This is a genomic window from Tenacibaculum sp. SSH1-16 (assembly GCF_040104435.1).
Lineage (GTDB): Bacteria > Bacteroidota > Bacteroidia > Flavobacteriales > Flavobacteriaceae > Polaribacter > Polaribacter mesophilus.
In genome coordinates, this window is record NZ_JBECOV010000003.1 from 222366 (window position 1) to 248562 (window position 26197).

The 26197-nt window shown below is 30.5% G+C and carries 26 protein-coding genes; 14 read left to right on the forward strand and 12 right to left on the reverse strand.

Annotated features, from left to right (window positions below; all coding sequences use genetic code 11):
* Nucleotides 1–488: 488 nt before the first annotated feature.
* The 4 genes from ABMY20_RS05945 to pepE form a co-directional block, all read right to left on the reverse strand.
* Nucleotides 489–983, reverse strand: a complete 495-nt coding sequence (locus ABMY20_RS05945) for a hypothetical protein (protein WP_047790848.1) — start codon at nt 981–983, stop codon at nt 489–491.
* A 13-nt stretch (nt 984–996) separates the two neighbouring features.
* Entirely contained in the window at nt 997–2037 is a 1041-nt protein-coding gene (tssD, locus tag ABMY20_RS05950) for a type VI secretion system tube protein TssD (RefSeq protein WP_349264850.1), read from the reverse strand.
* 300 nt (nt 2038–2337) lie between these two features.
* Complete coding sequence (locus ABMY20_RS05955; RefSeq protein ID WP_253056720.1) at nt 2338–2961, reverse strand: JAB domain-containing protein; 624 nt, start codon at nt 2959–2961, stop codon at nt 2338–2340.
* 421 nt (nt 2962–3382) lie between these two features.
* Nucleotides 3383–4090, reverse strand: a complete 708-nt coding sequence (gene pepE, locus ABMY20_RS05960; RefSeq protein ID WP_349264851.1) for a dipeptidase PepE — start codon at nt 4088–4090, stop codon at nt 3383–3385.
* A 145-nt stretch (nt 4091–4235) separates the two neighbouring features.
* Here pepE and ABMY20_RS05965 point away from each other — a divergent pair, with 145 nt between their 5' ends.
* The 6 genes from ABMY20_RS05965 (at nt 4236) to ABMY20_RS05990 (ending at nt 10319) form a co-directional block, all read left to right on the forward strand.
* Nucleotides 4236–5012, forward strand: coding sequence for a carboxypeptidase-like regulatory domain-containing protein (locus ABMY20_RS05965; protein WP_047789566.1), 777 nt, complete (start codon nt 4236–4238; stop codon nt 5010–5012).
* Nucleotides 5013–5016: 4 nt separating this feature from the next.
* Nucleotides 5017–5829, forward strand: coding sequence for a carboxypeptidase-like regulatory domain-containing protein (locus ABMY20_RS05970; RefSeq protein ID WP_349264852.1), 813 nt, complete (start codon nt 5017–5019; stop codon nt 5827–5829).
* Nucleotides 5830–5833: 4 nt separating this feature from the next.
* Entirely contained in the window at nt 5834–6610 is a 777-nt protein-coding gene (locus tag ABMY20_RS05975; protein ID WP_349264853.1) for a carboxypeptidase-like regulatory domain-containing protein, read from the forward strand.
* A gap of 90 nt (nt 6611–6700) precedes the next feature.
* Nucleotides 6701–7498, forward strand: coding sequence for a carboxypeptidase-like regulatory domain-containing protein (locus tag ABMY20_RS05980; RefSeq protein ID WP_239179551.1), 798 nt, complete (start codon nt 6701–6703; stop codon nt 7496–7498).
* Between the two features lie 29 nt (nt 7499–7527).
* Nucleotides 7528–8019, forward strand: coding sequence for a DUF6702 family protein (locus ABMY20_RS05985; protein WP_073182848.1), 492 nt, complete (start codon nt 7528–7530; stop codon nt 8017–8019).
* A gap of 71 nt (nt 8020–8090) precedes the next feature.
* Nucleotides 8091–10319, forward strand: a complete 2229-nt coding sequence (locus ABMY20_RS05990; protein WP_253680327.1) for a M1 family metallopeptidase — start codon at nt 8091–8093, stop codon at nt 10317–10319.
* Between the two features lie 66 nt (nt 10320–10385).
* Here ABMY20_RS05990 and ABMY20_RS05995 read toward each other — a convergent pair whose 3' ends face one another.
* Nucleotides 10386–10820 (reverse strand): hypothetical protein, encoded by a 435-nt coding sequence (locus tag ABMY20_RS05995; protein WP_047789560.1) that lies wholly within the window; start codon nt 10818–10820, stop codon nt 10386–10388.
* 253 nt (nt 10821–11073) lie between these two features.
* Between ABMY20_RS05995 and ABMY20_RS06000 the strand changes: the two genes are divergently transcribed.
* The gene (locus ABMY20_RS06000) at nt 11074–12777 is read left to right on the forward strand and encodes a helix-turn-helix domain-containing protein (RefSeq protein ID WP_073182853.1); all 1704 of its coding nucleotides are present in this window, start codon (nt 11074–11076) and stop codon (nt 12775–12777) included.
* An 18-nt stretch (nt 12778–12795) separates the two neighbouring features.
* On the opposite strand, the gene ABMY20_RS06005 is transcribed toward ABMY20_RS06000, so the two are convergent.
* On the reverse strand, nt 12796–13005 hold the full coding sequence (locus ABMY20_RS06005; RefSeq protein ID WP_073182855.1) for a hypothetical protein: 210 nt from the start codon (nt 13003–13005) through the stop codon (nt 12796–12798).
* A 486-nt stretch (nt 13006–13491) separates the two neighbouring features.
* Between ABMY20_RS06005 and ABMY20_RS06010 the strand changes: the two genes are divergently transcribed.
* The 4 genes from ABMY20_RS06010 to ABMY20_RS06025 are packed head-to-tail and all read left to right on the forward strand — an operon-like array spanning nt 13492 to nt 14266.
* The gene (locus ABMY20_RS06010; protein ID WP_073182857.1) at nt 13492–13671 is read left to right on the forward strand and encodes a hypothetical protein; all 180 of its coding nucleotides are present in this window, start codon (nt 13492–13494) and stop codon (nt 13669–13671) included.
* 13 nt (nt 13672–13684) lie between these two features.
* Entirely contained in the window at nt 13685–13864 is a 180-nt protein-coding gene (locus ABMY20_RS06015; RefSeq protein WP_349264854.1) for a hypothetical protein, read from the forward strand.
* A 21-nt stretch (nt 13865–13885) separates the two neighbouring features.
* The gene (locus tag ABMY20_RS06020) at nt 13886–14065 is read left to right on the forward strand and encodes a hypothetical protein (RefSeq protein ID WP_349264855.1); all 180 of its coding nucleotides are present in this window, start codon (nt 13886–13888) and stop codon (nt 14063–14065) included.
* Nucleotides 14066–14086: 21 nt separating this feature from the next.
* Nucleotides 14087–14266 (forward strand): hypothetical protein, encoded by a 180-nt coding sequence (locus ABMY20_RS06025; protein WP_047789555.1) that lies wholly within the window; start codon nt 14087–14089, stop codon nt 14264–14266.
* A 99-nt stretch (nt 14267–14365) separates the two neighbouring features.
* Here the strand turns inward: ABMY20_RS06025 and lon are convergent, their stop codons facing one another.
* A complete protein-coding gene (gene lon / locus ABMY20_RS06030) occupies nt 14366–16822 on the reverse strand; it encodes an endopeptidase La (RefSeq protein ID WP_349264856.1) in 2457 nt (818 codons plus the stop codon).
* 230 nt (nt 16823–17052) lie between these two features.
* Here lon and ABMY20_RS06035 point away from each other — a divergent pair, with 230 nt between their 5' ends.
* Complete coding sequence (locus ABMY20_RS06035) at nt 17053–17739, forward strand: tetratricopeptide repeat protein (protein WP_253680332.1); 687 nt, start codon at nt 17053–17055, stop codon at nt 17737–17739.
* A 17-nt stretch (nt 17740–17756) separates the two neighbouring features.
* On the opposite strand, the gene ABMY20_RS06040 is transcribed toward ABMY20_RS06035, so the two are convergent.
* The 4 genes from ABMY20_RS06040 to pheT form a co-directional block, all read right to left on the reverse strand.
* Nucleotides 17757–18371, reverse strand: a complete 615-nt coding sequence (locus tag ABMY20_RS06040; RefSeq protein ID WP_349264857.1) for a LysE family translocator — start codon at nt 18369–18371, stop codon at nt 17757–17759.
* A 44-nt stretch (nt 18372–18415) separates the two neighbouring features.
* Nucleotides 18416–18784 carry a hypothetical protein gene (locus tag ABMY20_RS06045; RefSeq protein WP_159495255.1) on the reverse strand — a complete coding sequence of 123 codons (369 nt, stop codon included), beginning with the start codon at nt 18782–18784 and terminating at the stop codon, nt 18416–18418.
* A gap of 19 nt (nt 18785–18803) precedes the next feature.
* Complete coding sequence (locus ABMY20_RS06050; RefSeq protein ID WP_349264858.1) at nt 18804–19838, reverse strand: quinone-dependent dihydroorotate dehydrogenase; 1035 nt, start codon at nt 19836–19838, stop codon at nt 18804–18806.
* A gap of 64 nt (nt 19839–19902) precedes the next feature.
* On the reverse strand, nt 19903–22329 hold the full coding sequence (gene pheT / locus ABMY20_RS06055; protein WP_349264859.1) for a phenylalanine--tRNA ligase subunit beta: 2427 nt from the start codon (nt 22327–22329) through the stop codon (nt 19903–19905).
* Nucleotides 22330–22503: 174 nt separating this feature from the next.
* Between pheT and ABMY20_RS06060 the strand changes: the two genes are divergently transcribed.
* Nucleotides 22504–25074, forward strand: a complete 2571-nt coding sequence (locus ABMY20_RS06060) for an endonuclease (protein ID WP_349264860.1) — start codon at nt 22504–22506, stop codon at nt 25072–25074.
* A gap of 73 nt (nt 25075–25147) precedes the next feature.
* On the opposite strand, the gene ABMY20_RS06065 is transcribed toward ABMY20_RS06060, so the two are convergent.
* On the reverse strand, nt 25148–25441 hold the full coding sequence (locus ABMY20_RS06065) for a hypothetical protein (protein ID WP_073182871.1): 294 nt from the start codon (nt 25439–25441) through the stop codon (nt 25148–25150).
* A gap of 103 nt (nt 25442–25544) precedes the next feature.
* On the opposite strand from ABMY20_RS06065, the gene ABMY20_RS06070 reads away from it, so the two are divergent.
* Complete coding sequence (locus tag ABMY20_RS06070; protein ID WP_167713922.1) at nt 25545–26171, forward strand: CoA pyrophosphatase; 627 nt, start codon at nt 25545–25547, stop codon at nt 26169–26171.
* The last annotated feature ends 26 nt before the right edge of the window (nt 26172–26197 follow it).

Genomic DNA, 26197 nt, shown 5'->3' on the forward strand with positions numbered 1-26197 from the left:
TTACCGAAGAATATTTAGTTTCTGGTATGTTTGTTACTCAAAAAAATGGAGGTGCAGACTTTTTGTTCTTAAGAAGAATATATATGTTTTCAGCTTTTTTGTTTCCTTTTTTAATTTATATAATTAAGAATTACAAATACCACGGTCTTGTTATTTTTATAATTAGTTTAATAGTAATTTTTTCTAGACAATTAGTTTATTATTATCAACTACCTAACGAGTACTACTCTATACCAAGAAGTTTTAAAGAAACTATTTTACTTATACTTTCTACATCTGTAACTGTGCATTTTTCGCAAATGATAATTGGCAAAAAACTACTGCCAACATTATATAAAACTTACAAAGGCAGATTTTCCTAATCGGAAAATCACGCCTTTTTATTAGTTTATGAACGTAGACAAGAAAAGACGTAATAAAACAACCTCATATATAATTGAAAAACTACTTTAATTCCATTGCATACGTATAGACTCAATTTTCTGTATCTATTTTACTGCTTCAAAAAAACTTTGCTTTCTATCTAAAAAATATTTTAAAAAGACTTCGTTTGATTTATCAAACTTTTTAAATCCGTTATCATCAATACCTATATAGTTGCTCATTAATTTATTCTTACTATATAATTTATAAAGTGTTAATGTGTCTTTATTGTTAACTATATACAAAGTGTCTTTTTTTCTTAAATTCAAACTTCCTGCAAACTCTTTATTACTATTTGAGTAATAAAATAAAGAATCTTTAGAGACTTGATAATTTATAGGAGATAATATTCCACTTAGATTAGAATATCTATACATTTTATTTTTACTAAAATAAATTTCAGTATAATCAAAGAGTTCTTGAGAGTTCTTGTCTTCTAAAGAGTTTAAAGAATAAATAAACCAATCTCCATAAACCTGTTTGTTTTTTCCTTCAAGCTTTTCTTTTTTACCACAAAAAACAAATAGAGCTGATAATAAAATGAATATTATTTTTTTCATGTATAGTTAATTTTTATTTTTCTCTTACTTTTTTCTCAAAAAAACCTCCTCGTTGTACAGCTTGATAAACTCTAGAGAATAAATCTGTCCCAGTAATTCTCATCGTCATAGCATTTCCACCTCCTTTTAATTTAATACTATAAAAGTAAATTACTTCATTCTTAGCATTTTTTCCAGAATCCATTGAACTAACAATTGATATCTCATACAATTCTCCTGATTTTCCTTTTAAACCTTCATCAAAAGTCATAACCATTGAACCTCCTGCATCTCTGTAATACTTTTTAACGACATTAGTAGTCATCGACCCCATACCAAACCACTTTTCTGCCATGCCCTTTTTTCTTTTAGATTTAGTATAGTTCACTATGTCATCTAATATTAATTTACCTCTATCTGACTCTGTTGTTTTATCAATAAAATGATACCATGCAATATATGAACTTAACACTTCTTCTTTCGATTTAGAAAAGCTTATCTTCTCAGGTCTCATTATCTGTTGCTCACTACTATCTTTATCACTACTTGCTATTGCGTTATTTTTATTTTCTTTCGCCTTATAAGGAGTATCTTCTATAGGTCGTATAAAACTCTCTTGCCAAGGTTTTATATAACGAGTTCTACTTTTTCTACGCCAATCGGTACTATTATTAAAAAAACGATAATCTTGCATTGCAGGCGATATGGTTAACGTAACATACATACCATTTTGGTTATCAAAAACCTCATGGTAATTTATAAGTACACCGTCTTGAAAATTGTATTGGAATAGCTCTACTCCATCAAAATCATCTTCATAAAAAACTACTTTACCATCTCTTAATAGATAAAGATTAAAAGGGTGACGTATTTTTTTATTGTCTTTTCTATCCGCTATGATCCATTCAATAAAGGTATCATCGTACATTTCTGGTTTAAAAGTAACGGTAAAAGCACCTCCCATTAGGGCTGATGTAGGTTTGCCGTTCCAGTCAGTAAGTCGAATGTAATTTAAACTGGTAGAGATTAATTCTCGTTCCTCTCCACATACAAAGAGCTTCGCTTTTATGTTCATAGATATATTTTTGAAGGGTTAACAATTTTTTACCCTAAATATATAAAAAACATTAAAAAACAAATAGGTAGCATAATGATTTTTAAGTTATTTACTATAAAGTGCTGTATGCTAATAACTACCAATTAGTTTTGTACGAAACTTGTACGTATGTAAATAGTATTATGTACTTAATAAGTTACTAAGTAGTACTTGTCTTTTTGCTTCTTTACTTCTATTTTTGAGTACTTGAGTAGTTTTATCAGGAAAAATAAGGGTATTAACAAGTTAATTTTGTTGCCTTATAATTAGAAATTTATTTTATGACCTTTTCACTCGTAGTTTTTTTACTTCTTCAATGGTAAGACCTGTGTTTTTAGCAATTAATTCATTATCAAGACCACTTCTTTTAAAAGCTTTGGCAATTTCAATTGCTTTATTCTTTTCAGCAATTTCTGAAGCCTCTTTTTTAAGACGCTGTTCCAGTACATACTTAGGAACATATTTGGTACTTTTTGCTAACTCTTGTAAAAGACCAACATCAGCAAAACTCAAATAACTTTTATCAGAAATAATTAAATGATCTATTACATGTGTATTTACTATAATACCTACTTGTATTAACCTATCTGTTAGGTTTTTGTCATTTTCTGACGGAGTTAACTCACCACTTGGGTGATTATGACATAATATTATTTTTACAGCTCTTTTTTGCAATGCAAGACTAAAAACTTCCATGGGTTCTACCAAAGTAGCATTAATAGTACCTAAACTTATTAACTCAATAAAAAGAATACGGTTGTTGTTAGCTAAACCAATTACCCAAAAGTGTTCACGGTTTTGGTCTATCTTACTTTCACGAAGTAATATTTTTTGCATTATTCCGTAGATATCATCGGAATTTAAGATTTTTATCTTCTCTTGTTCTGTCAATTTTATGTCCATATCGTAAAAATAGGATTTTTTCAAAGATAGCTTATATAGTTTTTATAGAAAGTAGTTTTTTTAGCATACGTTGCTCTCTCATTTTTTATAGCTTAAAACAACATTTGTTACCTATTAAACCTGAATTATAAGGAGACCATGGCGAAGTAATCTGTTTATTTAAATTTCTATTTATAAAGTACTATTAAACTTGATATGTATAATGGAAATGTCTTTTCGCGCCTAATGCGAAAGACATTTAGTGCTTAGTAGAAGTGACATTTGGTGCCTAATGGAAAAGTCTTGATAATAAATAAGCCCAACAAGTTCGTTTCTTAACTTATCAGGCTTTAAATGGTTATTTTCTTATAGTAAGCCACAGTAACAATAAAAATAGCTTATAAGAATTCTTTTTTAACTATAAAGTATTTCTTTTAAGGGGTTAAAAATACTGGCTAACCTCTGTATTTGTATCTAACTCCTCAGCTTCCTTTCCTTGTTTAAATAAACGTGCGGTGTAAGTTCCTCTTAATATAATTGAATCTCCGTTAACCTCTAGCCAGCTACCTTCACGTAACCCTAGCACTGGTGTTTCATTAAATACATGATATTCTTTAATGCGTGTTTCACGCGTTTCACCCATGTGCGTAGAATCTGGATTTGGGTCTAAATAATGTGCGTTGATATTAAACGGAATAAACCCTAAGGTTTTAAAACTTGGTGGATACACAATAGGCATATCGTTCGTATTCATCATCGTTACTCCACAAATATTACTTCCTGCACTGGTACCTAAATACGGAGTTCCGTTTTCAACCGCTGTAGTTAAATCAGAAAGTATATCGTTTTTATATAGTTGATTTACCAATTCAAACGTATTACCTCCTCCTGTAAAAATAGCCTCCGCTTGCTGAACAGCTTCCTTTGGATTATCAAACTCATGGATACCCACAACTTTTTTATCAATAGTAGCAAAAGCCTTACGAGCTACAGAGGTATACTCCTCGTAGGTTTTTCCGCTTGCTCGTGCATACGGTATAAATAATATGGTAGAGGCTTCTTTAAAAAAGTTAGTTAAGGTTGGTAAAATATATGCTAGGTATCCACTACCATGAACGGTAGATGTGCTAGCTATAAGTAGTTTCTTCATTTGTTTACTATCTATTTAAGTTTAATTAGCATGAGTTTTAACTCCTCAAAATCAATCTTTAATTATGCTTTATATACTTCAAATTAACAAAAATTTACCATGTCCTTAAAACATTTTTAAGACAAGTAGGTAGTTTATTTGTGATATGAGAAAATTGTTACTTGTTCTTTTTACCATAACTACCTGTGCTATAACTGCTCAAAACACTCCTAAAATTATTACGGGTACTGTGTTTATAGATAGTATTGCTACCCAAGATGTACATATTATTAATAAAAAACTAACGCTTGGTGCTGTTTCTAATGAAAACGGGCGTTTTGAAATTTTAGCTTCTGAAAACAACGTTTTACTTATTTCTCATCTTAACTTAGAGTATAAAGAGGTTACCCTTACCAAAGAGCATATTAAAGCTAAAAACATTGTAATTTTTGTTGATAGTAAAACGCACATGTTAGATGAGGTTGTGCTTGAAAAGCAAAGAAGTATTTTAGAAATTGATTCCGACATTCTTAACAACGCCCCTGTTGTAAATGCTAAAACCTTAAAACTACCTTATGCCAATGTTATACAACCAAAAGATGAAAAAACAGTAAAGATAGAATCGGGCTTAGCTATTAGTGTAACGGGGCTTATAAATGCACTTAACGGAACAAACAAACGAAAAAAACAATTAAAAAAGATTACTGTTGAAGATAGAAATATTGAAAAAATTAGAAAACACTTTACAGATGGCTTTTTTATACGTCAACTAAAAATAAAGAAAGAAAACATCAATCAATTTTTACAAGCCTGTATTTCTAAAGGAATTATAAACCTGTATAATAAAGACAAGGTTTTAGAACTTACGGCTGTTTTAATTGAAAATAGTAAATCATCCCCTTACCTACTAGAAAATGAAAATATAAGAGTTACCAAAAAATAATTGCATGATTAAACAACTACCCATCACACTTTTACTACTAATTACTTTAGGAGCCACAGCTCAACAAAAACGAAAATTCGTTTACGGAACTTTAAATGATGAACTTGGTGCTATACCCAACGCTCATATTATCAACCTAAATACCCAACAAGGTACATTTAGTACCGACTTTGGTAAATTTAGAATTTTAGCAAAACCTAACGATACTTTACAAATATCTTTTGTAGGATACGAAACCCAAAAAATTAAGCTTACCCATATTCATTTTGGAATACAAGAAAATAAGATTACCCTAGTTAAAATTCCTTTTGAATTGGATGAAGTGGAAGTAAAAAAACACAACTTAATAGGTTCACTTGCCATAGATACTAAACAAACACCTAAAGATATTGGTATGGAAAAAGCTAAAAAGGCTATTGATTTTTCTATGATTAATTTTCAAGGCCCTATTATTATGCCTATTGATGAGATTGATAAAATGGGGGTTCCTAATATGAGAAAAGTAACTGACCCTACTGCTAAATTTGCTGGTGTTGGAGGCGCAATTAGTTTAGGGAAAGATAATTATTCTGAACAACTAAAAAGAACCCGAAAAACAATACAGTTTAAAGAGGATTTTCCTAAAATGCTCCTCTCAGCATTTGGAGAGTCTTTCTTTTTTAAAGAGCTTAACATACCTAAAGACAAGTATCTTCATTTTTTAGAATATTGCAATCCACTAGAAATAGAAAAATTATATAAAGAACAACAACTTTTAAAAGTCATTGCTATCTTACAACAAGAAAGTAAGAGCTATTTAAAAGCAATTAATAACTAAACACATGAAAAATATACTCCCTTCAATTATTTGTCTGTTTTTTATAATAAAAGCTACAGCACAAGAAAGTAGAAAATTCTTTTACGCTATAATACAAGATGAAGTAAGTGCTGTTCCTAACGCACATGTAATAAACCTTAACACTAAACAGGGAACTTTTACTAATAATAATGGTGAGTTTAGGATTTTAGCCAAAATAAATGATACTTTACAAATTTCGTTTGTGGGCTATGAAACTAAAAACTTTGTAGTAGATGTCAATCACTTCGGAATGCAAGAAAATTACATTCAATTAAAAAAAGTACCTATTGAACTGGATGAAGTAGCGATAGAAAAACATAATTTACTCGGGCATATTTCCTCAGACACAAAACATATAAAATCTGAAAAAGAAATTAATGCCGAAACATTAAACCTGCCCTTTGCCGGTTCTAGAATACTTACTCCTGCTGAAAGGAGGTTACACACTGCTACTTCAAGTTATGGAGGTATAGCAATTGACCCTTTACTAAATTGGATTTCTGGTAGAATAAAAAAACTAAAAAAGTTTAAAGCTATAGAAAACAGAGAAAAAAGAATAGAAAATATACGTAACAACTACCATATAGTTATTGAGCATGAAATAAAAATACTAAAAGAGGATATTGACAGGTTTATTTATTTTGCTGAATCTGCCGATGACTTCAATACTCTTTATTTAAATAATGAAGTAGCAATGATTACATTTTTACAAAAGAAATCAAACGAATTTAAAAAACTTAACCCTAAAAAATACAATTAAAACCTCTTCCCTATTTCGTTGTTATTGGTTACGCTTTCTTAAAATATTTCGTACCTTTAGGTGTATACTAATCTAACCTAATAAAGTACCATGAAGAAAGTTCTAATAGCCTTATTATTTTTATCACAATTCGTATTCTCTCAAGAAGAACGAAAAACACTTTTTGGAATTGTTTATGATGAAAATGGTGTGCTAGAAAATGCTCATATTGTTAACTTTTCAACAAACCAAGCCACGTTTTCTAACGAGAATGGAGAATACAGACTTTTTGCTAGACCTACAGATTCTATTAGATATAGTAGTATAGGTTATAAAACCATTTATGAAAAACTAACCAAAGCCGACTTTAATACCTACAGAAAAAGAACTACTCTTGAAAAACAAGATTATGAACTAGATGAAGTTTTACTAAGAAACAACGAATTATCAGGTGAACTTGCCAAAGACCTTAGAAAGGTAAAGCGTGATAAAAACTTAGAAATAGCAAGTAAAGCTACCGACTTTTCAAATGTTAATTACAGTAATTACCATTCAGACGATTATATAAGTAAACACGTAAAACCTAATGTGGTAAATATTGACCCTACAAAAGCTTTTGAAGGAATGGGTACTACCAACACGTTTCCTGTAAAAAACTCAGAAAAACTAATAAAACTTCGTAAAGAATTAGCTTTTAAAGAAAATATGCCTGCTAAATTACTTAATGAATTAGGAGAAGACTTCTTTTTTGTTGAACTTAAAATTCCGGTTGATAAATATTATCACTTTTTAGAATATTGTAATCCGTTAGGAATAGAAAAACTATATCAAAACCGTGAAGTGTTAAAAGTTATTAAAATATTTAGAAAAGAACATACAGGATACCTCAAACTTATTGGAAAAGATTAATTTGGCGCAATAATTGACCTTTATTAACCATGAAAAAACTTTTTGTTCTCTTATTAGTCCTTCCCTTACTATCATTCACTCTGCATAAATACTATGTTGCGTTAACTGAAATTGAATACAGAGAAGATACTCAAAGCGTACAAATGATTATGAATGTTTTTATGGATGATATTGAGCTCGCCATAAATAAAGATTACAATACCAACCTACAAATTGCCACTAAAAACGAATTAACATCTATTAATGAATACTATTACAAATACTTAAAAACTCATTTTAAAGTTATTATTAACAATGAAGAAAAAAACTACAAGTTTATAGGTAAGGAATACGATGGTAATATTGTTTACTTTTATTTAGAGATAGAAAATGTTTCATTGCCAAAATCAATAAAAATAGAAAACAATGTTTTAGTTGAGCATTTCCCTGATCAACAAAACCTTATTAAAGCAACTGTTAAAAAGGAGCGCAAAAGTTTGTTTTTATCAAGCAATAATGATAAAGGTTTGTTAAATTTTTAATAAAGCTTCTTTTTTAGTAATAAGATTTCATTAACTTTCCGCTTATTTATTCAAAAACTAACAAGCATATAATGAGAAAATATTCTACGCTATTATTTTCAGCGCTCTTTGTATCAGCTTCTTTATTTGCCCAAGAAGCACCTAAAAAAGAACGTCAACAAGGTCATACCGACCAAAACAAATTTCGACAATTAAAAGATGTATTAGCTACTCCTAACGATCAACGTACAGCATCAGGAGCACCTGGTCATGCATACACACAACAAAAAGTTGATTATGTAATGAACTTACGCTTAGATGAAGCTACAGATAGATTGTACGGAGATGAAGATATTACTTACCACAACAACTCTAAAGATCATTTAGAGTATTTATGGTTACAGTTAGATCAAAATATGCGAGCTCCAGATTCTAAATCTCCCTTGGCAGAATCTAATGCAGCAAGAAGTTTTCAAACTCCTGATAAATTTGTGAGTGACAATATGGATAAACCAAAAGCATTTGGTTTTAATATTGAAGCCGTAAAATATGCTGATGGTAGAGATTTATCTCATACTATTAATCGCACAATGATGCGTATTAACTTACCTAAACCATTAGCTCCTGGTGAGGTTTTTAAATTCAAAATTAAGTGGAACTACTTAATTAACAACTCTGTTGAAGACGGTGGTCGTTCTGGTTTTGAATCTTTTCCTGACGGAAATAAAAACTATACTATCGCTCAATTTTTTCCAAGATTATGTGTGTACAACAATGTTGAAGGATGGCAAAACATGCAATTTTGGGGGCGTAGTGAATGGGCTTTAGAATTTGGTGATTACGATGTAAAAATTACTGTTCCTGCCGATCATATTTTAGAGGCTACAGGTGAACTACAAAACGAAAAAGAGGTATTAAGTAGAGAACAACGTAAACGTCTTGAAAAAGCTAGAAAGTCTTTTAAAGACCCAGTGTTTATTGTTACTCAAAAAGAAGCTGAAGAAAACGAAAAGCAAGGAACTACTAAAACTAAAACTTGGCACTTTAAGGCAAATAAAGTACGTGATTTTGCTTTTGCTTCATCAAGAAAATATATTTGGGATGCTATGGCTGTAGATATTAATGGTAAAACCGTTATGGCATTATCTTTATATCCAAAAGAAGGAAACCCGCTATGGGAAGAGCACTCTACTCGTGTTGTTGCGAATACATTAGAAGAGTATTCTAAAATGACTTTTGACTATCCATATTCTAAAGCTGTATCAGTACACGCTAAGCGTCAAGGAATGGAGTATCCTATGATTTGTTTTAACTACGGACGCCCAAATCCTGATGGAACCTATTCTGATAGAGTTAAAAATGGAATGATTGGAGTAATTACTCATGAAGTTGGTCATAACTTCTTCCCTATGATTGTTAACTCTGACGAGCGTCAGTGGACTTGGATGGATGAAGGCTTAAATTCATTTGTTGAAATTTTAGCTGAGTTAGACTACGACCCAAACTTTAACACTGGTAACTTACCTAAAGATATTGTTCGTTACATGAGTTTAGATCAAGATAGGTTAAGCCCTATCATGTCTCAAGGTGATTATGTACATAATTTCGGGCCTAATGCCTATACAAAACCAGCTGCTGGTTTATACATGTTGCGTCAAACAATTATGGGACCTGAGTTATTTGACTATGCTTTTAGAACATACTCTAAAAGATGGATGTTTAAGCACCCTACCCCTGCCGATTTCTTTAGAACAATGGAGGATGCTTCTGGTATGGACTTAGACTGGTTTTGGAGAGGTTGGTTCTACACCACTGATTATACTGATATTGGAATTAAAGAGGTTAAGCCTTTATATTTAACCAATAAGCCAAATGAAGAAAGTAAGAAGTTACAACAGCAATATCCTTCTTATTTTGCGCAATTAGGTAAGTTAGTTTACTTAACTACTAAAAAAGAAGATGCTGATAAATCTGAAATAGAAGCGTATATTAATAGCTTACCTTCAGACAAGAAAGCTAATTTAAAAAATATACCTAATTATATTTATCAAGTTGAGTTTGAAAAACCAGGTGGTTTAGTAATGCCTATTATTGTGGAATTAACGTATGCAGATGGTTCTAAAAAACGCCAAACTTTCCCTGCTCAAATTTGGAAAAAAAATGAGCATAAAGTAAAAAGAGTATTTACATCTACTCAAGAAATTAAAAGTATTGTTGTAGATCCTGATTTAGAAACTGCCGATATTGATACTTCAAATAACAGTTGGCCTAAACAAACAACAAATAAGTTTGATGCTTTTAAAAAGAAAGCTAAAAACTAATATAGTTTTATTTAAACCTAACAAAAAAGCAGCCTATAGGCTGCTTTTTTGTTGCTGTTATTTTAACTATTTGCTAAATAACTTATTTACTTCTTCATATGTAAGTAACTTAGAAACTGTCATAATATCTGGATCTCTACTTACATACTGTTGAATTTGTAACATTACTACTCCATCAACTTTAGTATATTTTAACCAGATTACATCTCCATTTGCTTTAATTTTATAAGGATCTCTAGGGTTTTCTTCAAAGCCTTTTACAATTATTTGATGTAATTTTTCTACATCATTATCTAAGTTTTTAAATGAAAAATGAACATATTCATGAATAGGATCATTTATATTCTTATAGTAAAAGTTGTAAGCTTTATCTCCTATTTTCTCTAAATAAACGTACTCTATTTTTCCTACTATTTCTGTTTTAGTAGTTTCAATAAATTCAATCTGAGAATACGAGGCTACAGAAAATAAAAGACCTGCTAATAAAAAAAGTTTTTTCATGAAATTTAAGGGTTTAAGTTTTATATTACTTTTTAAAAATTTTTTAAATATAACTAAAACAACAACGCTTTTTACTTATAAAAAGTATTTTCTCTTTTTATTTACATATTATCTTATTATGTTCTTATAACATTTTTTTAGAAATAAACTAACTTACTGTAAATCAAAAATAGAATAGAAGAAATAGCTTTCTTGTTAAATTATTTTTATTTTGCAACTACTATTAATTTTCCTCTAACCCTTCAAAAAAATTATGTTAAAGCAAATTTTATTTCTCTTCTTAGTAATTTTTAATTGTATTCTTTCTTTTTCTCAAGAAATAGAGAAGTATAACGAAAGTGACTTGATAAAAATTAAAAAAAAGTTCTATTTAAATAAAGAAATTGGTGTTGATAGTTCTTTATACTACATGAACAAGCTTCTACTAAGTAATAATACTGCTTATAAAACTTTTGGATATGCTGCTATAGAATATTTAAAAGTAAGAGAAAAACAATCTATAAACACTTCTTTTAAAGATAGTATTAATAAATATCTTCCTAAAATAGTAAGAGTAAATAAAAATTTTCCTTTACTGTTTGATATTCATATTCTCTTAGGCAACTCTAATAAAAGAAGAAAGTTAATTAAACCAGCTTTACAAAATTATATTACAGCCGAAAATTACGCTTTGTTAGCCAAAGATATTGAGCGAATTATTAAAATAAAAGGGAACATCGCACTTATTTATCAAGACATGGGAGAGCTTGATAAAGCTCTTAATAAAGCAAAAGAAACTCTTGACCTTATAGAAGCTAATAAAGAATCCCTTTCAAACAAGTATTATAGTAGCAAATATAAAAGAATGTTTAATGTTGCTGCTATTTACGCTACTTTATATAAAAAAAATAGAGAAAAACAGCAGTATGCAGACTCTTCTTTACATTACTATAATTTGATACTAAAAACAAAAGAGTTTAATCTTAATAGCTATTATACCGGCAAAGTTTATTATGGAAAAGGGACTATTTATACTTTAAAAAAAGAATACTCTAAAGCTAGTTCTTTTCTTGAAAAAAGTTTAGCGTTATTCGAAAAAAGCAAGTCACAGTCTTATTTATACAAAGGATACTACAACAATGGTCTAAACTATTATAATTTAAATAAATTCGAAAAGGCTAAACATAACTTTTTAACTGCTCTTAAAATAAAAAAAGACACCATTTTAGATGATAATTATATAAAAATGAATGGATACCTTTCACAAATTTATACTTATCAAAATAAAGTAGACTCTGCAAATTATTATTTAAACACATATGTAAATAATCATTCAAAAGTTTCATTAAGAGATAAAAAACAGTTTAAAGAAGCAATTAAAGTTGATTTTGATAAAAAAATTAAAAAGTTAAAAGAGGATAGTAACAAAAAGAATTTTTATTATGAAATTATAGTTATAGGATTAATATCTACAGTAATAGTTATCTCTTTTTTAGTATTTAAAAACGCTAAAGAAAAAAAGAAAACAAAGAAAAAGTTAAGTGAACTATTAAATAAAATTTCAAAAAAAGAAGACCTAACTGAAAAGCCCTTTTCTTTACCTAATCCATTAAAAATAAAAGACGAACAACATCAACAAATTATTAGCGGCTTATTAAAAATAGAGGAAAAGAAATACTTTTTAAAAGAAGAGTATAATTTATATAATGCAGCTAAAAAAATAGGAACCAATACTACTTACCTATCAAAAATCATTAAAGATTATAAAAAAATGAGCTTTAATGATTATACGAATGAGTTACGTATTAATTACATTATTGGAATATTGAGTAATGATAAGAAAGTGAGGTCTTATACAACACAAGCTATTGGAGAAATTGCTGGATATAAAAATGCGAAGTCTTTTACTCGAATTTTTAAAAAATATATAGGTATAACTCCTTATCAATTTATAGAGAAAATTAATAAGGAGTTATAATACTTTCTTGTAATTATTTTAAACCTTAAAATTATTTTTACGATCGTAGCATTTATCTTTTTCTGCACTTGGTGGTAAAACAAAACAGTCTTCTTCTCCATCTGTATCTGGTCCGCCAAAATCTATTTTTTCATAATTCGCCTTAACTGGATCTCCTGCTAATATCTTTGTTTTTTCCTCTAATGTTAATTTATACTTTGCTAACATCTCAATAGATAAACATTTCATAAGTTTTAATTTTTAAGTTATATGTAAAGTTAATTTTTTAATCTATTGTTTTTGTTTTTATCAAACTCACCAAAAAACAAAACACACAAAACACTACAAAACAACAACTTAAATCAACAATAATAATGTCATTATTTTTAAATAGTACCTCCTGTTTTCATAAATAGTACCTGTTTTTACTTCTTTTGTAACTAACAATGTTTAATATTTGTTATAAATCAAGCTTGTTTTAATGCGTCCCCCGAAAAGCATTTAATAGAGTAGGGATAACTCAAATTAATTAATCATGTTAAAATCAATTTCTAAATTAGGAAACGTTCTGAATAAATCAGAACAAAGAACTATTAATGGTGGACAAATTGTTTGCCCTAGAGGAACTTATTTAAAATGTAATTGGATAAGATGTTGGTGTGAACCAGAATATGTTGAAGAATTACCTGTAGACTTTGACCACTAAAAATTATCAATAACCAAAACTAATTAATTATGAAAACAAAAGTTTTAAACCTAGGTACTATTATCAGTAAAACAGCACAAAAACAAATTTTAGGAGGTGAATCTCCTATGAGGTGCCCAGGAGATGGAGTATTAGTATGCAAAGGTGAAAAACCTCACACCAATTGTTGGTGTTATTATAAAGCATACGAAGTACTTAGACCTGAGTAACAAATTAATAATTATGAAAACAAAAATTTCAAATTTAGGTACTATTATTAATAAAGCAGCGCAAAAACAAATTTTAGGAGGTACACCTGCAAAATGTCCTGGAGATGGAGTATTGAAATGTAGAGGAAAAGAGCCTTATATTATGTGTTGGTGTGAATATGATAAGAAGAATTTTTTTGAACCTAACTATTAGTAATTAATTAAAAATATAATTATGAAAACAAAAATTTCAAACTTAGGTACTGTTATCAATAAAACAGCGCAAAAACAAATTTTAGGAGGTACACCTATAAAATGTCCTGGAGATGGAGTATTGAAATGTAGAGGAAAAGAGCCTTATATTATGTGTTGGTGTGAATATGATAAGAAGGATTTTCTTGAACCTAACTATTAGTAATTAATTAAAAATATAATTATGAAAACAAAAATTTCAAACTTAGGTACTGTTATCAATAAAACAGCGCAAAAACAAATTTTAGGAGGTACACCTATAAAATGCCCTGGAGATGGAGTATGGACATGTAGAGGAAAAGAGCCTTATATTATATGTTGGTGTGTATATGATAAACACTATGACCGTGAACCTAACTTTTAAGTAACAAAGCAATGTATATTCATGAAGTTTCTTAAGTAAAACTCTACTTAAAAAACAGCCAATAGAACTATATTGGCTGTTTGTTTAGTTTTTCTAATATTATAAAAGTTTCTTAGCTTTTTTTACTTTTTGCTTGGTAAGTGCTATATCAATTACCTCACTCATGTCGGTTACATAATGAAATGTTAACCCTTTTAAGTAGCTCTCTTTTATTTCTTCTATATCCTTTTTATTATCAGCACACAAAATAATTTCTTTAATATTTGCTCGTTTTGCTGCTAATATTTTTTCTTTAATTCCACCAACTGGAAGTACCTTTCCGCGTAGCGTGATCTCTCCAGTCATGGCTAATTTATTTTTCACCTTACGCTGTGTAAATACAGAAACTAAAGAAGTTAACATCGTAATACCTGCACTTGGACCATCTTTAGGGGTAGCTCCTTCAGGCACGTGAATGTGTACATCATATTTATCTAATACTTCAGGATTAATTCCAAATTCTTCAGCATTAGATTTTATATATTTCATTGCTATTGTTGAAGACTCTTTCATTACAGTACCTAAGTTACCTGTTATTGAAAGATTTCCTTTTCCTTTAGAAATAATAGATTCTATAAATAAAATATCTCCTCCAACACTTGTCCAAGCTAACCCAGTAACAACACCTGCAACATCGTTATTCTCGTACTTATCACGTTCTAAACGTGCAGGTCCTAAAATAGTTTCTATATCTTCATTTGTCAAAACAACATTGTACTCCTCTTCCATCGCAATAGACTTAGCGGCAAAGCGAACTACTTTTGCTACTTGTTTTTCTAAACCACGGACTCCAGACTCTCTAGTGTATCCTTCAACTATTTTCTCTATCTGCTTTTTACCTACTGTTAAATGTTCTTTTGATAATCCGTGCTCTTTTAATTGCTTTGGGAACAAGTATTTTTTAGCTATTTCTACCTTCTCTTCAATAGTATACCCTGTTACGTTAATAATTTCCATACGATCACGTAATGCCCATGGAATTTGATTAATGTTATTAGCTGTTGCTATAAATAATACTTTAGAAAGATCATATCCCACTTCTAAATAATTATCATAAAAAGCTGTGTTTTGTTCTGGGTCTAATACTTCTAACATTGCTGAAGAAGGATCTCCTTGATGACTTTGACTTAACTTATCTATTTCATCTAACACAAATACAGGATTTGAAGTTCCTGCCTTTTTAATATTTTGGATTAAACGACCAGGCATTGCTCCAATATAGGTTTTACGGTGTCCTCTAATTTCAGCTTCATCACGTAAACCTCCTAAAGACATACGTACGTACTTGCGTCCTAATGCTTCAGCTACCGATTTACCTAACGATGTTTTACCTACTCCTGGAGGTCCGTATAAACAAATAATTGGCGATTTCATATCACCACGTAATTTTAAAACCGCTAAATGCTCTAAAATACGCTCTTTAACTTTCTCTAACCCAAAATGATCTCTATCTAAAATTTTTTGAGCTCTTTTTAAATCAAATTTATCTTTTGAATACTCGCTCCAAGGTAACTCTAACATTAACTCTAAGTAGTTACGCTGTACACCATATTCTGCCATTTGAGGGTTCATACGTCTTAAACGCCCTAACTCTTTCTCAAAAGTTTCTCCAACCTCTTTATTCCATTTTTTAGACTTAGCCTTAGTACGCATTTCATCTAGCTCTTGCTCGTGAGAAACACCACCTAATTCATCTTGAATGGTTTTTAATTGTTGATTTAAATAGTATTCACGTTGTTGTTTATCTAAGTCAGAACGTGTTTTAGATTGAATATCGTTACGTAATTGTAACTTTTGAAGCTCTTTATCTAAATTCTTTAACGTTAATAATGCACGTTCTTTTAAATTGTCTTTCTCAAGTAATACCTGCTTTTGCGATACACTTAATTCCATGTTTGACGAAATAAAATTCACCAAAAATGAATTGGATTGAATATTTTTTATCGCAAAAGATGCTTCTGAAGGTAGCATAGGGTTTTCTTTAATTACCTCTAATGCTAAGTCTTTAATCGAATCGATAATTGCATCAAACTCTTTTTGATCATCAATTTCTCGCTCATCAACAGCTTCTTTTACTTTTGCTTTTAAATAAGGAACTTCTTGCGTAATTTCCTCTATTTCAAAACGCTTTTTACCTTGAATAATTACAGTTGTATTACCATCAGGCATTTTTAATACACGTAAAATTTGTGCCACTACACCTGTTTGATAAATATCATCAATTCCTGGATCTTCAACCTCACTATCTTTTTGTGCTACAACACCTACAACTTTATCTCCCTTGTTGGCATCTTTAATTAACTGAATAGATTTATCTCTACCTGCCGTAATTGGAATTACAACTCCAGGAAATAACACTGTATTACGCAATGGAAGAATTGGTAATTCTTCAGGAATACTTTCTTGATTTATTAACTCTTCATCTTCTGGTGTTAATAATGGAATTAACTCTGAATCCTCATTAAAAACATCTTGAAGCGACAAATTGTCTAAATGTAATATTTTTGATTTACTCATATCTTATTTATTCTGTCATAGTGGCACTTATCACTCTTTTATTGAAAAAAAACCACTTTTAAAAAACCTTAATCTACTGATAAACAAAAGAATAAACTAAAACTCTTATCTATCTCGTTATCTATATTTCAATTCTTATGCCAACGAAAGCTATAAATAATTTAATTTGTAACTTATTTGGTTCTAAATCGTCTTACTAACATCTTATTTCAACATAAAACTAACCAAAAATGAAATTTAATTTTTTAATTCTTTCACTTATCTTACTACTAATTAGCTGTACTTCAAAAACAAACTCTTCTGAGTTTATTGAAAAAGCAGCAGGACGCTATTATTTTAATGCTGATGAAATTATAGAAGTTACTTTTAATAATGACAATAAATTACTTATAAAATGGCGTAATCAAAACTTAGAACCTTTAAAAGTGAATGATTCTTCTTTTTACGTTAGAGAGTTAAATGAAAAACTAATTTTTAATACTTCTAAGAATATGATAGGGTTAGCTGAAAAGCGTGAGCATGAAGGTGAAAAGTATGTCTTTAAAAAACTAAAAAAAGGAGAAAAAACTCCCAGCGAACATTTAGCAGAAGGTAACTTTGAAGCTGCTTTAAAAGGTTACAAAGCTATAAAAGAAAAAGACAGTTTAAATCCTGTAATCAGAGAACGAAATATAAATAGGTTAGGATATCAATATCTTAGAAAAGATGAGTTTGAAAATGCCCTTAATGTTTTTAAAATTAATATTGAATTGTATCCTAACAGTTCAAATACTTATGATAGTACCGCTGATGCTTATACCAGAATGAAAGATACAGCGAACGCTATTGAATACTATAAAAAAGCTTTAACCATTAACCCTGAAAATAGAAGTTCTAAACGTGCTTTAGAAAAACTTACTTTAAAGAAAGAGGAATAAATAATCTTGAAAGTTTTTTAAAGTAAAATTAACATCGCTATACCTATAAAAACTACAATTTGCGCCCATTTTAAATATATTCCCACCTTTTTGTGCTGTTTAATGTAATTAGAAATTTTTCCTGCCAAAATAGCAATGGAAGAAAATATTAAAAAAGATGTTAAAATGAATAATCCTCCTAATACATAAAACTGGAGTACGTTTGACAAGCTGTCAGAAAACAAAAACTGCGGGAAGAATGCCAAAAAGAAGATTGTAACCTTCGGGTTTAATACATTCATCCAAAAACCTGTTTTGAATAACTGCATTGTTGATTTTTTCTGAACATTCTCAGTAGAAAAGGCAATTTTAGCATCACTTTTATATACTTGAAATGCTAAATACAGTAAATATCCTGCTCCAAATAACTTGATGATAAAAAACAAATTCTGATTCTGTTTGATGATTTCCGATACGCCAAAAGCCACCAAAGTTGTATGAATGATGCATCCTGTCATTAAACCAGTAACCGTAGCTAATCCATATTTTTTACCATTAACAATACTTTGTGTTAAGACAAAAATATTATCAGGACCTGGTGAAATAGCTAAAGTAGCCGTAGCAAATACAAAAGATATGAGGGTTTCTAGCATAAATTATTTTAAAGAAAGATATGTACTTATATTTTTAATAGAATTTACGAGCCTATCTCTACTATTATCTCCTTAACTCCATCTTCAGGAGGACCAAATCTCAACTTTGCTTTTGCTCCTTTCATAAAATGAGTTTCCTCTAATGTTTCTTTGATTCCTTTAAAAAGAGATTCAGCATTAGAACCGTACATATAAAGAAAACCATCACTAAAATCAGTTGCCATTTCATGTCCATCATATTCACCTAATTGGTTTTTATTTATAACTAACTCCAGTTTATTTTTTAATTTATATAATTCGTCCATTCCTTGAATTCCATAGTCAAAATGAATTATCACAGCATGCTCAATTTCTTGTACTCTATTTATATTTTCTTTTTTATTTGAACCAAATATTTTGTTTAGAAACCCCATTCAGCTTTATTTATTTCTATTAACTTTCAGCTAAAATAGCCTTATTGATTCTTTTTACCAAGCTTGGTCCTTCATAAATAAATCCTGTATAAATCTGCACTAAGTCTGCTCCTGCTTTTAGCTTTTCTAAAGCATCTTCTTCAGAATGGATACCTCCTACTCCTATAATTGGAAACGCTTTATTAGAATTATCCGTTAAGTATTGAATTACTTTGGTACTTCTATCTTTAACTGGTTGTCCGCTTACACCTCCATTACCTATTTCTTGTAAACGTTCTTTAGAAGCTTTTAAATTATCTCTATTTACCGATGTATTCGATGCTATTACTCCATCAATTTTAGTTTCAGCAACCAACTCAATAATTTCATCTAATTGTTGGTTATTTAAATCTGGAGCTATTTTTAATAAAATTGGTTTTTGCTGTGCTTCTACATTATTTAATTTCTGAACTTCAGTTATCAATTCCTTCAAATAATCAGCATCTTCTAATTTTGCATGGCTAGATACATTCGGGCAGCTTACATTCAATACAAAATAATCTACATACGGATGCAACCCTTTAAAACACGCTACATAGTCTTCCGTATAATTTTCAGGGGCTGTATTCGTGTTCTTACCAATGTTTCCTCCAATAATTATTTTTCCTTTGTTCTTTTTTAATTGCTCAATCGCTGCTTCTAAACCTTCATTATTAAAACCCATTCGGTTGATAATTCCTTTATCATCTTTTAAACGGAATAAACGTTTTTTCGGGTTTCCTTCTTGACCTTTTGGTGTAACCGTACCAATTTCAACAAAACCAAAACCAAAATTAGCCAACTCATTATACAGTACTGCATTTTTATCAAATCCTGCTGCTAACCCTACAGGATTTTTAAACGTTAATCCGAATAAATTACGTTCTAACTTTTTATCGTTTACTTGATACATTCCTCTAAAAATAGAAGACATTCCTGGTATTTTAGATAGAAACTTTACGAGTGAAAATGTAAAGTGGTGAATCTTTTCAGGATCAAAAAGGAAAAAAATTGGGCGAATCAGTAATTTATACATTAGTTTATTTTAAGTATTGTTCTTTATTAAATATAAAAAAAGCTCCAAAAATGGAGCTTCTGAATTATCGTAATACAGCATCTAAATTCTTTTCGAATGTTTGCTGTAGTTTCTGCATTATTTTGTCTATTTGCTTATCTGCTAATGTTTTGTTTTCATCTTGTAATACAAAGCTTACTGCATACGACTTTTTACCTTCTGGTAATTTGTCTCCTTCATACACATCAAACAAATCTACTTCTTTTAAAAGCTTTCTTTCTGATTGAAATGCTAAGTTATAAATTTCTTTGAATTCAACTTTATTATCCAATAACAAGGCTAAATCACGTTTTACAGCTGGAAACTTAGGTAAATCGGCTACTTTTATTTTTTTCTTGCCTACTAAATCTAAAATATTCTGCCAGTTAAAGTCTGCAAATAAAACCTCTTGTTTTATTGAAAACTCTTTTAAAATTGCTCTTTTAACAACTCCTAACTCTACTAACTTAGTTTTTCCTAAACTTAACGTAATTCCTTCAGAAAACACATCTGATTTTGTTGGAGTGGTTTTTAATTTATCAATTCCTAAACGGCTTAATAAAACTGTTACAATCCCTTTAACATAAAAGAAATCTGATGTCTGTGTAGCTACCTTCCAGCTATCTTGTGTTCTATTACCAGTAACAAATAATGTTAAATGCTTGTCTTCTTGGTATCCGCTTTCATATTTATGATACGTCTTACCAAACTCGTAAAACTTTAATGAATTATTCTTTCTGTTAATATTGTACGCTACAGATTCTAAACCACTAAATAGTAACGATTGACGCATTACTTTTAAGTCGTTACTTAACGGATTCAACATTTCAACGTTAAAATCAGCGTTTAAGTTCTCAGATAACTCAATATAGTCTGCCTTTGTTAACGAATTTGCCATGGTTTCATTAAACCCTAACGATGTTAACTGGTCAGCAATAATATTCTCTATTTTAACTTCTTTATCACTATCAAAAGAAATAGACGTATTTAATTTATGAGAAAATTCCACATTATTATATCCGTAAACACGTAAGATTTCCTCTATAATATCTGCTTCACGTTGTACATCTACACGATACGATGGTACTACCAATCCTAAACCAGCTTCAGTAACACTATTAATTTTAATATCTAATGAAGCTAAAATCTTTTTAATCGTTTCCTTAGGTATTTCTTGACCTATTAATTTATACGCATTTTCAAACGATAAAAACACTTCAAAATCTTCCACCTTTACAGGATAAAAATCTAAAATATCAGAAGACATTTTTCCTCCTGCATATTCTTCAATTAATAAAGCAGCACGTTTTAAAGCATATTTTGTTGTGTTGATGTCAATACCTCTTTCAAAACGGAAAGAAGCGTCTGTATTTAACCCGTGACGTTTTGCAGTTTTACGAACAGACACAGGGTTAAAATAAGCACTTTCTAAGAAAATAGAAGTTGTATGCTCTGTAACTCCTGATTGTGCTCCTCCAAATACACCTCCAATACATAATGGATTATCATCTGCATCACAAATCATAATATCCTCAGATGACAACTCTCTTTCTGCATCATCTAACGTAGTAAACTTAGTATCTTCTTCTAAAGTTTTCACTACTACTTTGCCTCCTCTAATTTTAGAGGCATCAAAAGCGTGTAGTGGTTGTCCTAACTCATGCAATACATAATTAGTAATATCTACAATATTATTTTTTGGAGTTAACCCAATTGCTTTTAATCTGTTTTGAATCCATTCTGGTGATTCTTTTACTTCAACATCAGTAATGGTTATACCACAATAGCGAGGTGCTAAATCTTTATCTTCAATTTCAATATCAATTTTATGAGTACGCTCATCAACATGAAAATCAGAAACAGAAGGAGATATTAACTCAATATTAGTTCCTTGCTGAATTAATCCAGCTCTTAAATCGCGTGCAACACCGTAATGACTCATGGCATCTGCTCGGTTTGGTGTTAACCCAATTTCAAAAACATAGTCTGTCTCAATGTTAAAGACCTCCGAACAAGGAGTACCTGGAGCTAAATTCTCGTCTAACACCATAATACCATCATGACTTTGTCCTAAACCTAATTCGTCTTCGGCACAAATCATTCCGTGACTCTCTTCTCCTCTTATCTTTCCTTTTTTAATTTTAAAGCCTTCTCCTTTTTCATCATACAACATGGTACCAACAGTAGCCACAGGAACTTTTTGTCCTGCCGCGACATTTGGTGCTCCACATACAATTTGTACAGGGGTACCATTTCCTAAATCAACAGTAGTAACCTTTAACTTATCTGCATTAGCGTGCTTTTCACAAGTTAAAACCTCTCCTACAACTACCCCTTTTAGGCTTCCTTTAATACTCTCTACAGTTTCTATTCCTTCAACTTCAAGACCTAAATCAGTTAATAACTCACCTGTTTTCTCTGCCTCCCAGTCTGTCTGTAAAAATTGTTGTAACCAATTGTATGATATCTTCATAATCAATCTCTAATTTTAGCGTGCAAATTTACGCAAAATAAAGGAAAAACTATAAACTAGTTACCTACAAAAGATATACTATTGATTATTAACCTTTTGATAACATCAAAAAATTATATTTTTTATTGATTTGCAGGAGGTTAACAAAAATTTAACTTTTTTCAATAAAATATTATGAAACACAAACTACTCTTCTTCTTTTTAATAGCTTCATTAGCTGTTTTTTCACAAATTCCTTCATATTATAACGATGTTAATTTGAATTTATCTGGTTCAGCATTAAAAAATGAGCTCGCTACTAAAATTATTAATACACATACAACAAACCTGTCATACACACCTGGTGTGTGGAATGCACTTAAACAAACTGATTTAGATCCTAACGACGCTAGTAAGGTTTTATTAATTTATGGGTATAGTGATACTGACGGTAATTATGTAACCGATAGAACTAGAAGTAAAGATGCTAATGGTGGTAGTGCTGGTACACAATGGAACAGAGAACATGTATACCCTAAATCATTAGGAAGTCCTAATTTAGGAACTTCTGGTCCTGGTGCAGATGCACATCATTTAAGACCTTCTGATATTTCTTTCAACTCTCAAAGAGGTAGTAAAAAATTTGTAAATGGTTCTGGTAATGCTGGTAGTGTTTCTGGAGGTTGGTATCCTGGAGACGAATGGAAAGGTGATGTTGCTCGTATGATGATGTATATGTATTTACGTTACGGTAACCAATGTTTACCTACGGGTGTTGGTACAGGAGCTACGATGGCTTCGGACTCTAACATGCTTGCTTTATTTATTCAATGGAATGTAGACGATCCAGTATCAGACTTTGAAAAGCAACGTAACCCTATTTTAGAAGGAATTCAAGGAAATCGTAATCCGTTTATTGACAATCCTGCATTTGCTACTAAAATTTGGGGTGGACCACAAGCTGAAGATTTATTTGGAGGCGGTAGTGGATCAGACACACAAGCTCCTACTGCTCCATCTAACTTAGCTGCTTCAAATATTACAGAAACTACAGTTGATTTAACTTGGTCTGCATCTACTGATAATGTTGGTGTATCAGGGTACGATGTGTACAATGGAGCTACGAAAATTGCTACCGTTACAACAACTTCGTATAGCATTACAGGTTTAACAGCAGCAACTAATTATACTTTTTCTGTAAAAGCTAAAGATGCTGCAGGTAATCAATCTACTTCTAGTAATTCTGTTTCTGTTACAACTAACACAAGTTCAGGTGGAGGAAATGGAACAGCTACGGATTTATTAATTTCTGAGTATGTAGAAGGTTCTTCAAATAATAAAGCTATTGAAATTGCTAATTTCACTGGAGCCAGTGTAAACTTATCAGGGTATTCATTAAAGAAAGCTGCCAATGGTGGTGGATGGACCAATACATTAACTTTAAGTGGTCAACTAACAAATGGTGATGTTTATGTTATAGCTAATAGCAGTGCTTCTAGTACGATATTAAATAAAGCTGACAGAACAGATACTGGTGTAATTTCTTTTAACGGAAACGATGCTGTTGGTTTATTCAAAGGAAGTACTCTTATCGATTTGATTGGAGATCCTAATAGCTCTTCAACTTTTGCACAAGACAAAACAATGCAAAGAAAATCTTCTGTTACATCTCCTAACAGTACATATACAGCTTCTGAATGGAATATATTAGCAAAAGATACATTTAGCGGCTTGGGAAACCACAATATTAATGGTGGAACTTCTACCCCAGACACAACTGCTCCATCTGTGCCAACTAATGTTGCTGCTTCAAATATTACACAAACTTCTGTTAATTTAAGCTGGACTGCTTCAACTGATAATATTGATGTTACAGGATATGACATATATCAAGGAAGTTCAAAAATAGCCACTGTTACTACTACAAGTTATTCTGTAAGTGGATTAACAGCCTCTACAAGCTATACTTTTTCTGTAAAAGCCAAAGATGCTGCAAACAATATTTCTTCTTCAAGTAATACGGTAAACGTAACAACTCTAGCAAACACAATTTCTTATTGTAGTACTAAAGGAAATAATGTAAATTATGAATGGATTGATAATGTTGTTATTGGTGGAATTTCAAACGCTACTAGTGCCAACGGTGGATATGCTGACTTTACTTCTTTAACTGGAAACTTACCTTACGGAAGTAATACTATTGTAGTAAGCGCTGGATTTGCTAGTTCTTCATACACAGAATACTGGAAAGTTTGGATTGATTTTAATAAAAATGGAACTTTTGAATCTTCTGAAGAAGTTGTTAGTGGTTCTTCATCTAGCTCTGGTAATTTATCCTATAATTTTTCTATCCCTACCTCTGCTTTAGCAGGTACCACAAGAATGCGTGTATCAATGAAATGGAATGCAGCTCCATCTGCTTGTGAGACTTTTTCTTATGGTGAAGTTGAAGATTATACTGTTAACATAGGTAGTAGCTCTAAAGGTTTAGGATACAACAACATCACTATCGATGGAAAGTTGGGCAATGAAGCTTCTATTTTTGATGCTAATGTTTCACCAAACCCTAGTATAGACTTCGTAAGAATTAAATTAGCTGATGACAGAAATGCTACTTTTAAAGTTACGACCTTAACAGGACAACAAGTTTTAACAGGAAAAGTTACTCATAATAATCTTGATGTTTCAAACCTACATAACGGCATATATATTCTTGAAGTAAACGATGGTCAAAAATCATTTACAAAAAAAATCATCAAGAAATAGTTTATAAGTTATAGAATACTAAAAAGAGCTTCCTAAATTGGAAGCTCTTTATTCTTTTATTCGACTTAAAAGGCTAAACTTCAATCGTAGTTTTTGTTTCCTTTGAAGAAAAAACATAAGTATATAACCACATAAGAGTAAATGTTGGCACAACATCTAACCCAGGCATCGCTTCTTCAATAAAAGCAATAGCTCCTGCGACTTTACCTTTATTTCCTTTATACATTTTTGTCATTATGTACGCTGACGCTGGTGCCCAAACAATATCAGACAACTCTCCAAGCCCAGGTATTAAATAAGATACATACCCAATAGCGTCAAACAACAAACTTAATGCTAGTTTTTGGTACTTTTTTTCTTTATTCATTTAGTATTAAATTAATTCCACACCTAACAAATCAAAATTCAAGCCAAATTTTATAATTTTTATCTTGTAAATTGATAAGTTTGTTCTAAAATACTAAAAACGAATGACTTTTTCTGATTTTATCAATCAAATAGAAAGATTGCAGCAAAAGCAACTAGGTGGTTTAACTTCTCAATTTAAGTTAGCTCCAAAATTAAGAACACGGTTTTCAGAAGAATTAATACTAAGCAAAAATCCAAGAAAAGCAGCTGTTTTAGCGTTATTTTACCCTGACAATGATAACCAAACACGCTTTTTACTTACTGAAAGAGCGAGTTATAATGGAGCGCATTCATCTCAAATTAGCTTTCCTGGTGGGAAATTTGACAAAGAGGATAGTAGCCTACAAACAACTGCTTTACGGGAAACTTTTGAAGAAGTTGGTATACACTATAAATCTATTGAAATAATACGACAAACTTCAGACGCATATATTCCTCCTAGTAACTTTTTAGTAGCTCCATTTATAGGTGTTTCAGAAAAAACACCTCATTTCACTCCAAACGAAGAAGTTGCAGAAATTATTGAAGTTTTATTAGCTGACTTATTAGACGATTCAAACTTGACTTCAGTAGAAATGGAAACCTCATACATGAAAAATATTGAGGTACCATGCTTTAAATTAAACGATTACATTGTATGGGGTGCAACTGCCATGATGCTTTCAGAAATTAAAGATTTATTTAAATAGTTTTTTTTATGGTTTTCTTTTGTAAT

Bases quoted from the DNA above. Each gene is read 5' to 3' on its own strand.
- ABMY20_RS06045 (WP_159495255.1), bottom strand. From the start codon at position 18,784: ATGGGGTTTCTAAACAAAATATTTGGTTCAAATAAAAAAGAAAATATA.
- ABMY20_RS06015 (WP_349264854.1), top strand. From the start codon at position 13,685: ATGAAAACAAAAATTTCAAATTTAGGTACTATTATTAATAAAGCAGCG.
- ABMY20_RS05965 (WP_047789566.1), top strand. From the start codon at position 4,236: ATGAGAAAATTGTTACTTGTTCTTTTTACCATAACTACCTGTGCTATA.
- ABMY20_RS05985 (WP_073182848.1), top strand. From the start codon at position 7,528: ATGAAAAAACTTTTTGTTCTCTTATTAGTCCTTCCCTTACTATCATTC.
- pepE (WP_349264851.1), bottom strand. From the start codon at position 4,090: ATGAAGAAACTACTTATAGCTAGCACATCTACCGTTCATGGTAGTGGA.
- ABMY20_RS06025 (WP_047789555.1), top strand. From the start codon at position 14,087: ATGAAAACAAAAATTTCAAACTTAGGTACTGTTATCAATAAAACAGCG.
- ABMY20_RS06040 (WP_349264857.1), bottom strand. From the start codon at position 18,371: ATGCTAGAAACCCTCATATCTTTTGTATTTGCTACGGCTACTTTAGCT.
- ABMY20_RS05970 (WP_349264852.1), top strand. From the start codon at position 5,017: ATGATTAAACAACTACCCATCACACTTTTACTACTAATTACTTTAGGA.
- ABMY20_RS06060 (WP_349264860.1), top strand. From the start codon at position 22,504: ATGAAACACAAACTACTCTTCTTCTTTTTAATAGCTTCATTAGCTGTT.
- lon (WP_349264856.1), bottom strand. From the start codon at position 16,822: ATGAGTAAATCAAAAATATTACATTTAGACAATTTGTCGCTTCAAGAT.
- ABMY20_RS06070 (WP_167713922.1), top strand. From the start codon at position 25,545: ATGACTTTTTCTGATTTTATCAATCAAATAGAAAGATTGCAGCAAAAG.
- ABMY20_RS06050 (WP_349264858.1), bottom strand. From the start codon at position 19,838: ATGTATAAATTACTGATTCGCCCAATTTTTTTCCTTTTTGATCCTGAA.
- ABMY20_RS05980 (WP_239179551.1), top strand. From the start codon at position 6,701: ATGAAGAAAGTTCTAATAGCCTTATTATTTTTATCACAATTCGTATTC.
- tssD (WP_349264850.1), bottom strand. From the start codon at position 2,037: ATGAACATAAAAGCGAAGCTCTTTGTATGTGGAGAGGAACGAGAATTA.
- ABMY20_RS06020 (WP_349264855.1), top strand. From the start codon at position 13,886: ATGAAAACAAAAATTTCAAACTTAGGTACTGTTATCAATAAAACAGCG.
- ABMY20_RS05990 (WP_253680327.1), top strand. From the start codon at position 8,091: ATGAGAAAATATTCTACGCTATTATTTTCAGCGCTCTTTGTATCAGCT.
- ABMY20_RS05955 (WP_253056720.1), bottom strand. From the start codon at position 2,961: ATGGACATAAAATTGACAGAACAAGAGAAGATAAAAATCTTAAATTCC.
- ABMY20_RS05975 (WP_349264853.1), top strand. From the start codon at position 5,834: ATGAAAAATATACTCCCTTCAATTATTTGTCTGTTTTTTATAATAAAA.
- ABMY20_RS06035 (WP_253680332.1), top strand. From the start codon at position 17,053: ATGAAATTTAATTTTTTAATTCTTTCACTTATCTTACTACTAATTAGC.
- ABMY20_RS06000 (WP_073182853.1), top strand. From the start codon at position 11,074: ATGTTAAAGCAAATTTTATTTCTCTTCTTAGTAATTTTTAATTGTATT.
- ABMY20_RS05995 (WP_047789560.1), bottom strand. From the start codon at position 10,820: ATGAAAAAACTTTTTTTATTAGCAGGTCTTTTATTTTCTGTAGCCTCG.
- ABMY20_RS06005 (WP_073182855.1), bottom strand. From the start codon at position 13,005: ATGAAATGTTTATCTATTGAGATGTTAGCAAAGTATAAATTAACATTA.
- ABMY20_RS05945 (WP_047790848.1), bottom strand. From the start codon at position 983: ATGAAAAAAATAATATTCATTTTATTATCAGCTCTATTTGTTTTTTGT.
- pheT (WP_349264859.1), bottom strand. From the start codon at position 22,329: ATGAAGATATCATACAATTGGTTACAACAATTTTTACAGACAGACTGG.
- ABMY20_RS06065 (WP_073182871.1), bottom strand. From the start codon at position 25,441: ATGAATAAAGAAAAAAAGTACCAAAAACTAGCATTAAGTTTGTTGTTT.
- ABMY20_RS06010 (WP_073182857.1), top strand. From the start codon at position 13,492: ATGAAAACAAAAGTTTTAAACCTAGGTACTATTATCAGTAAAACAGCA.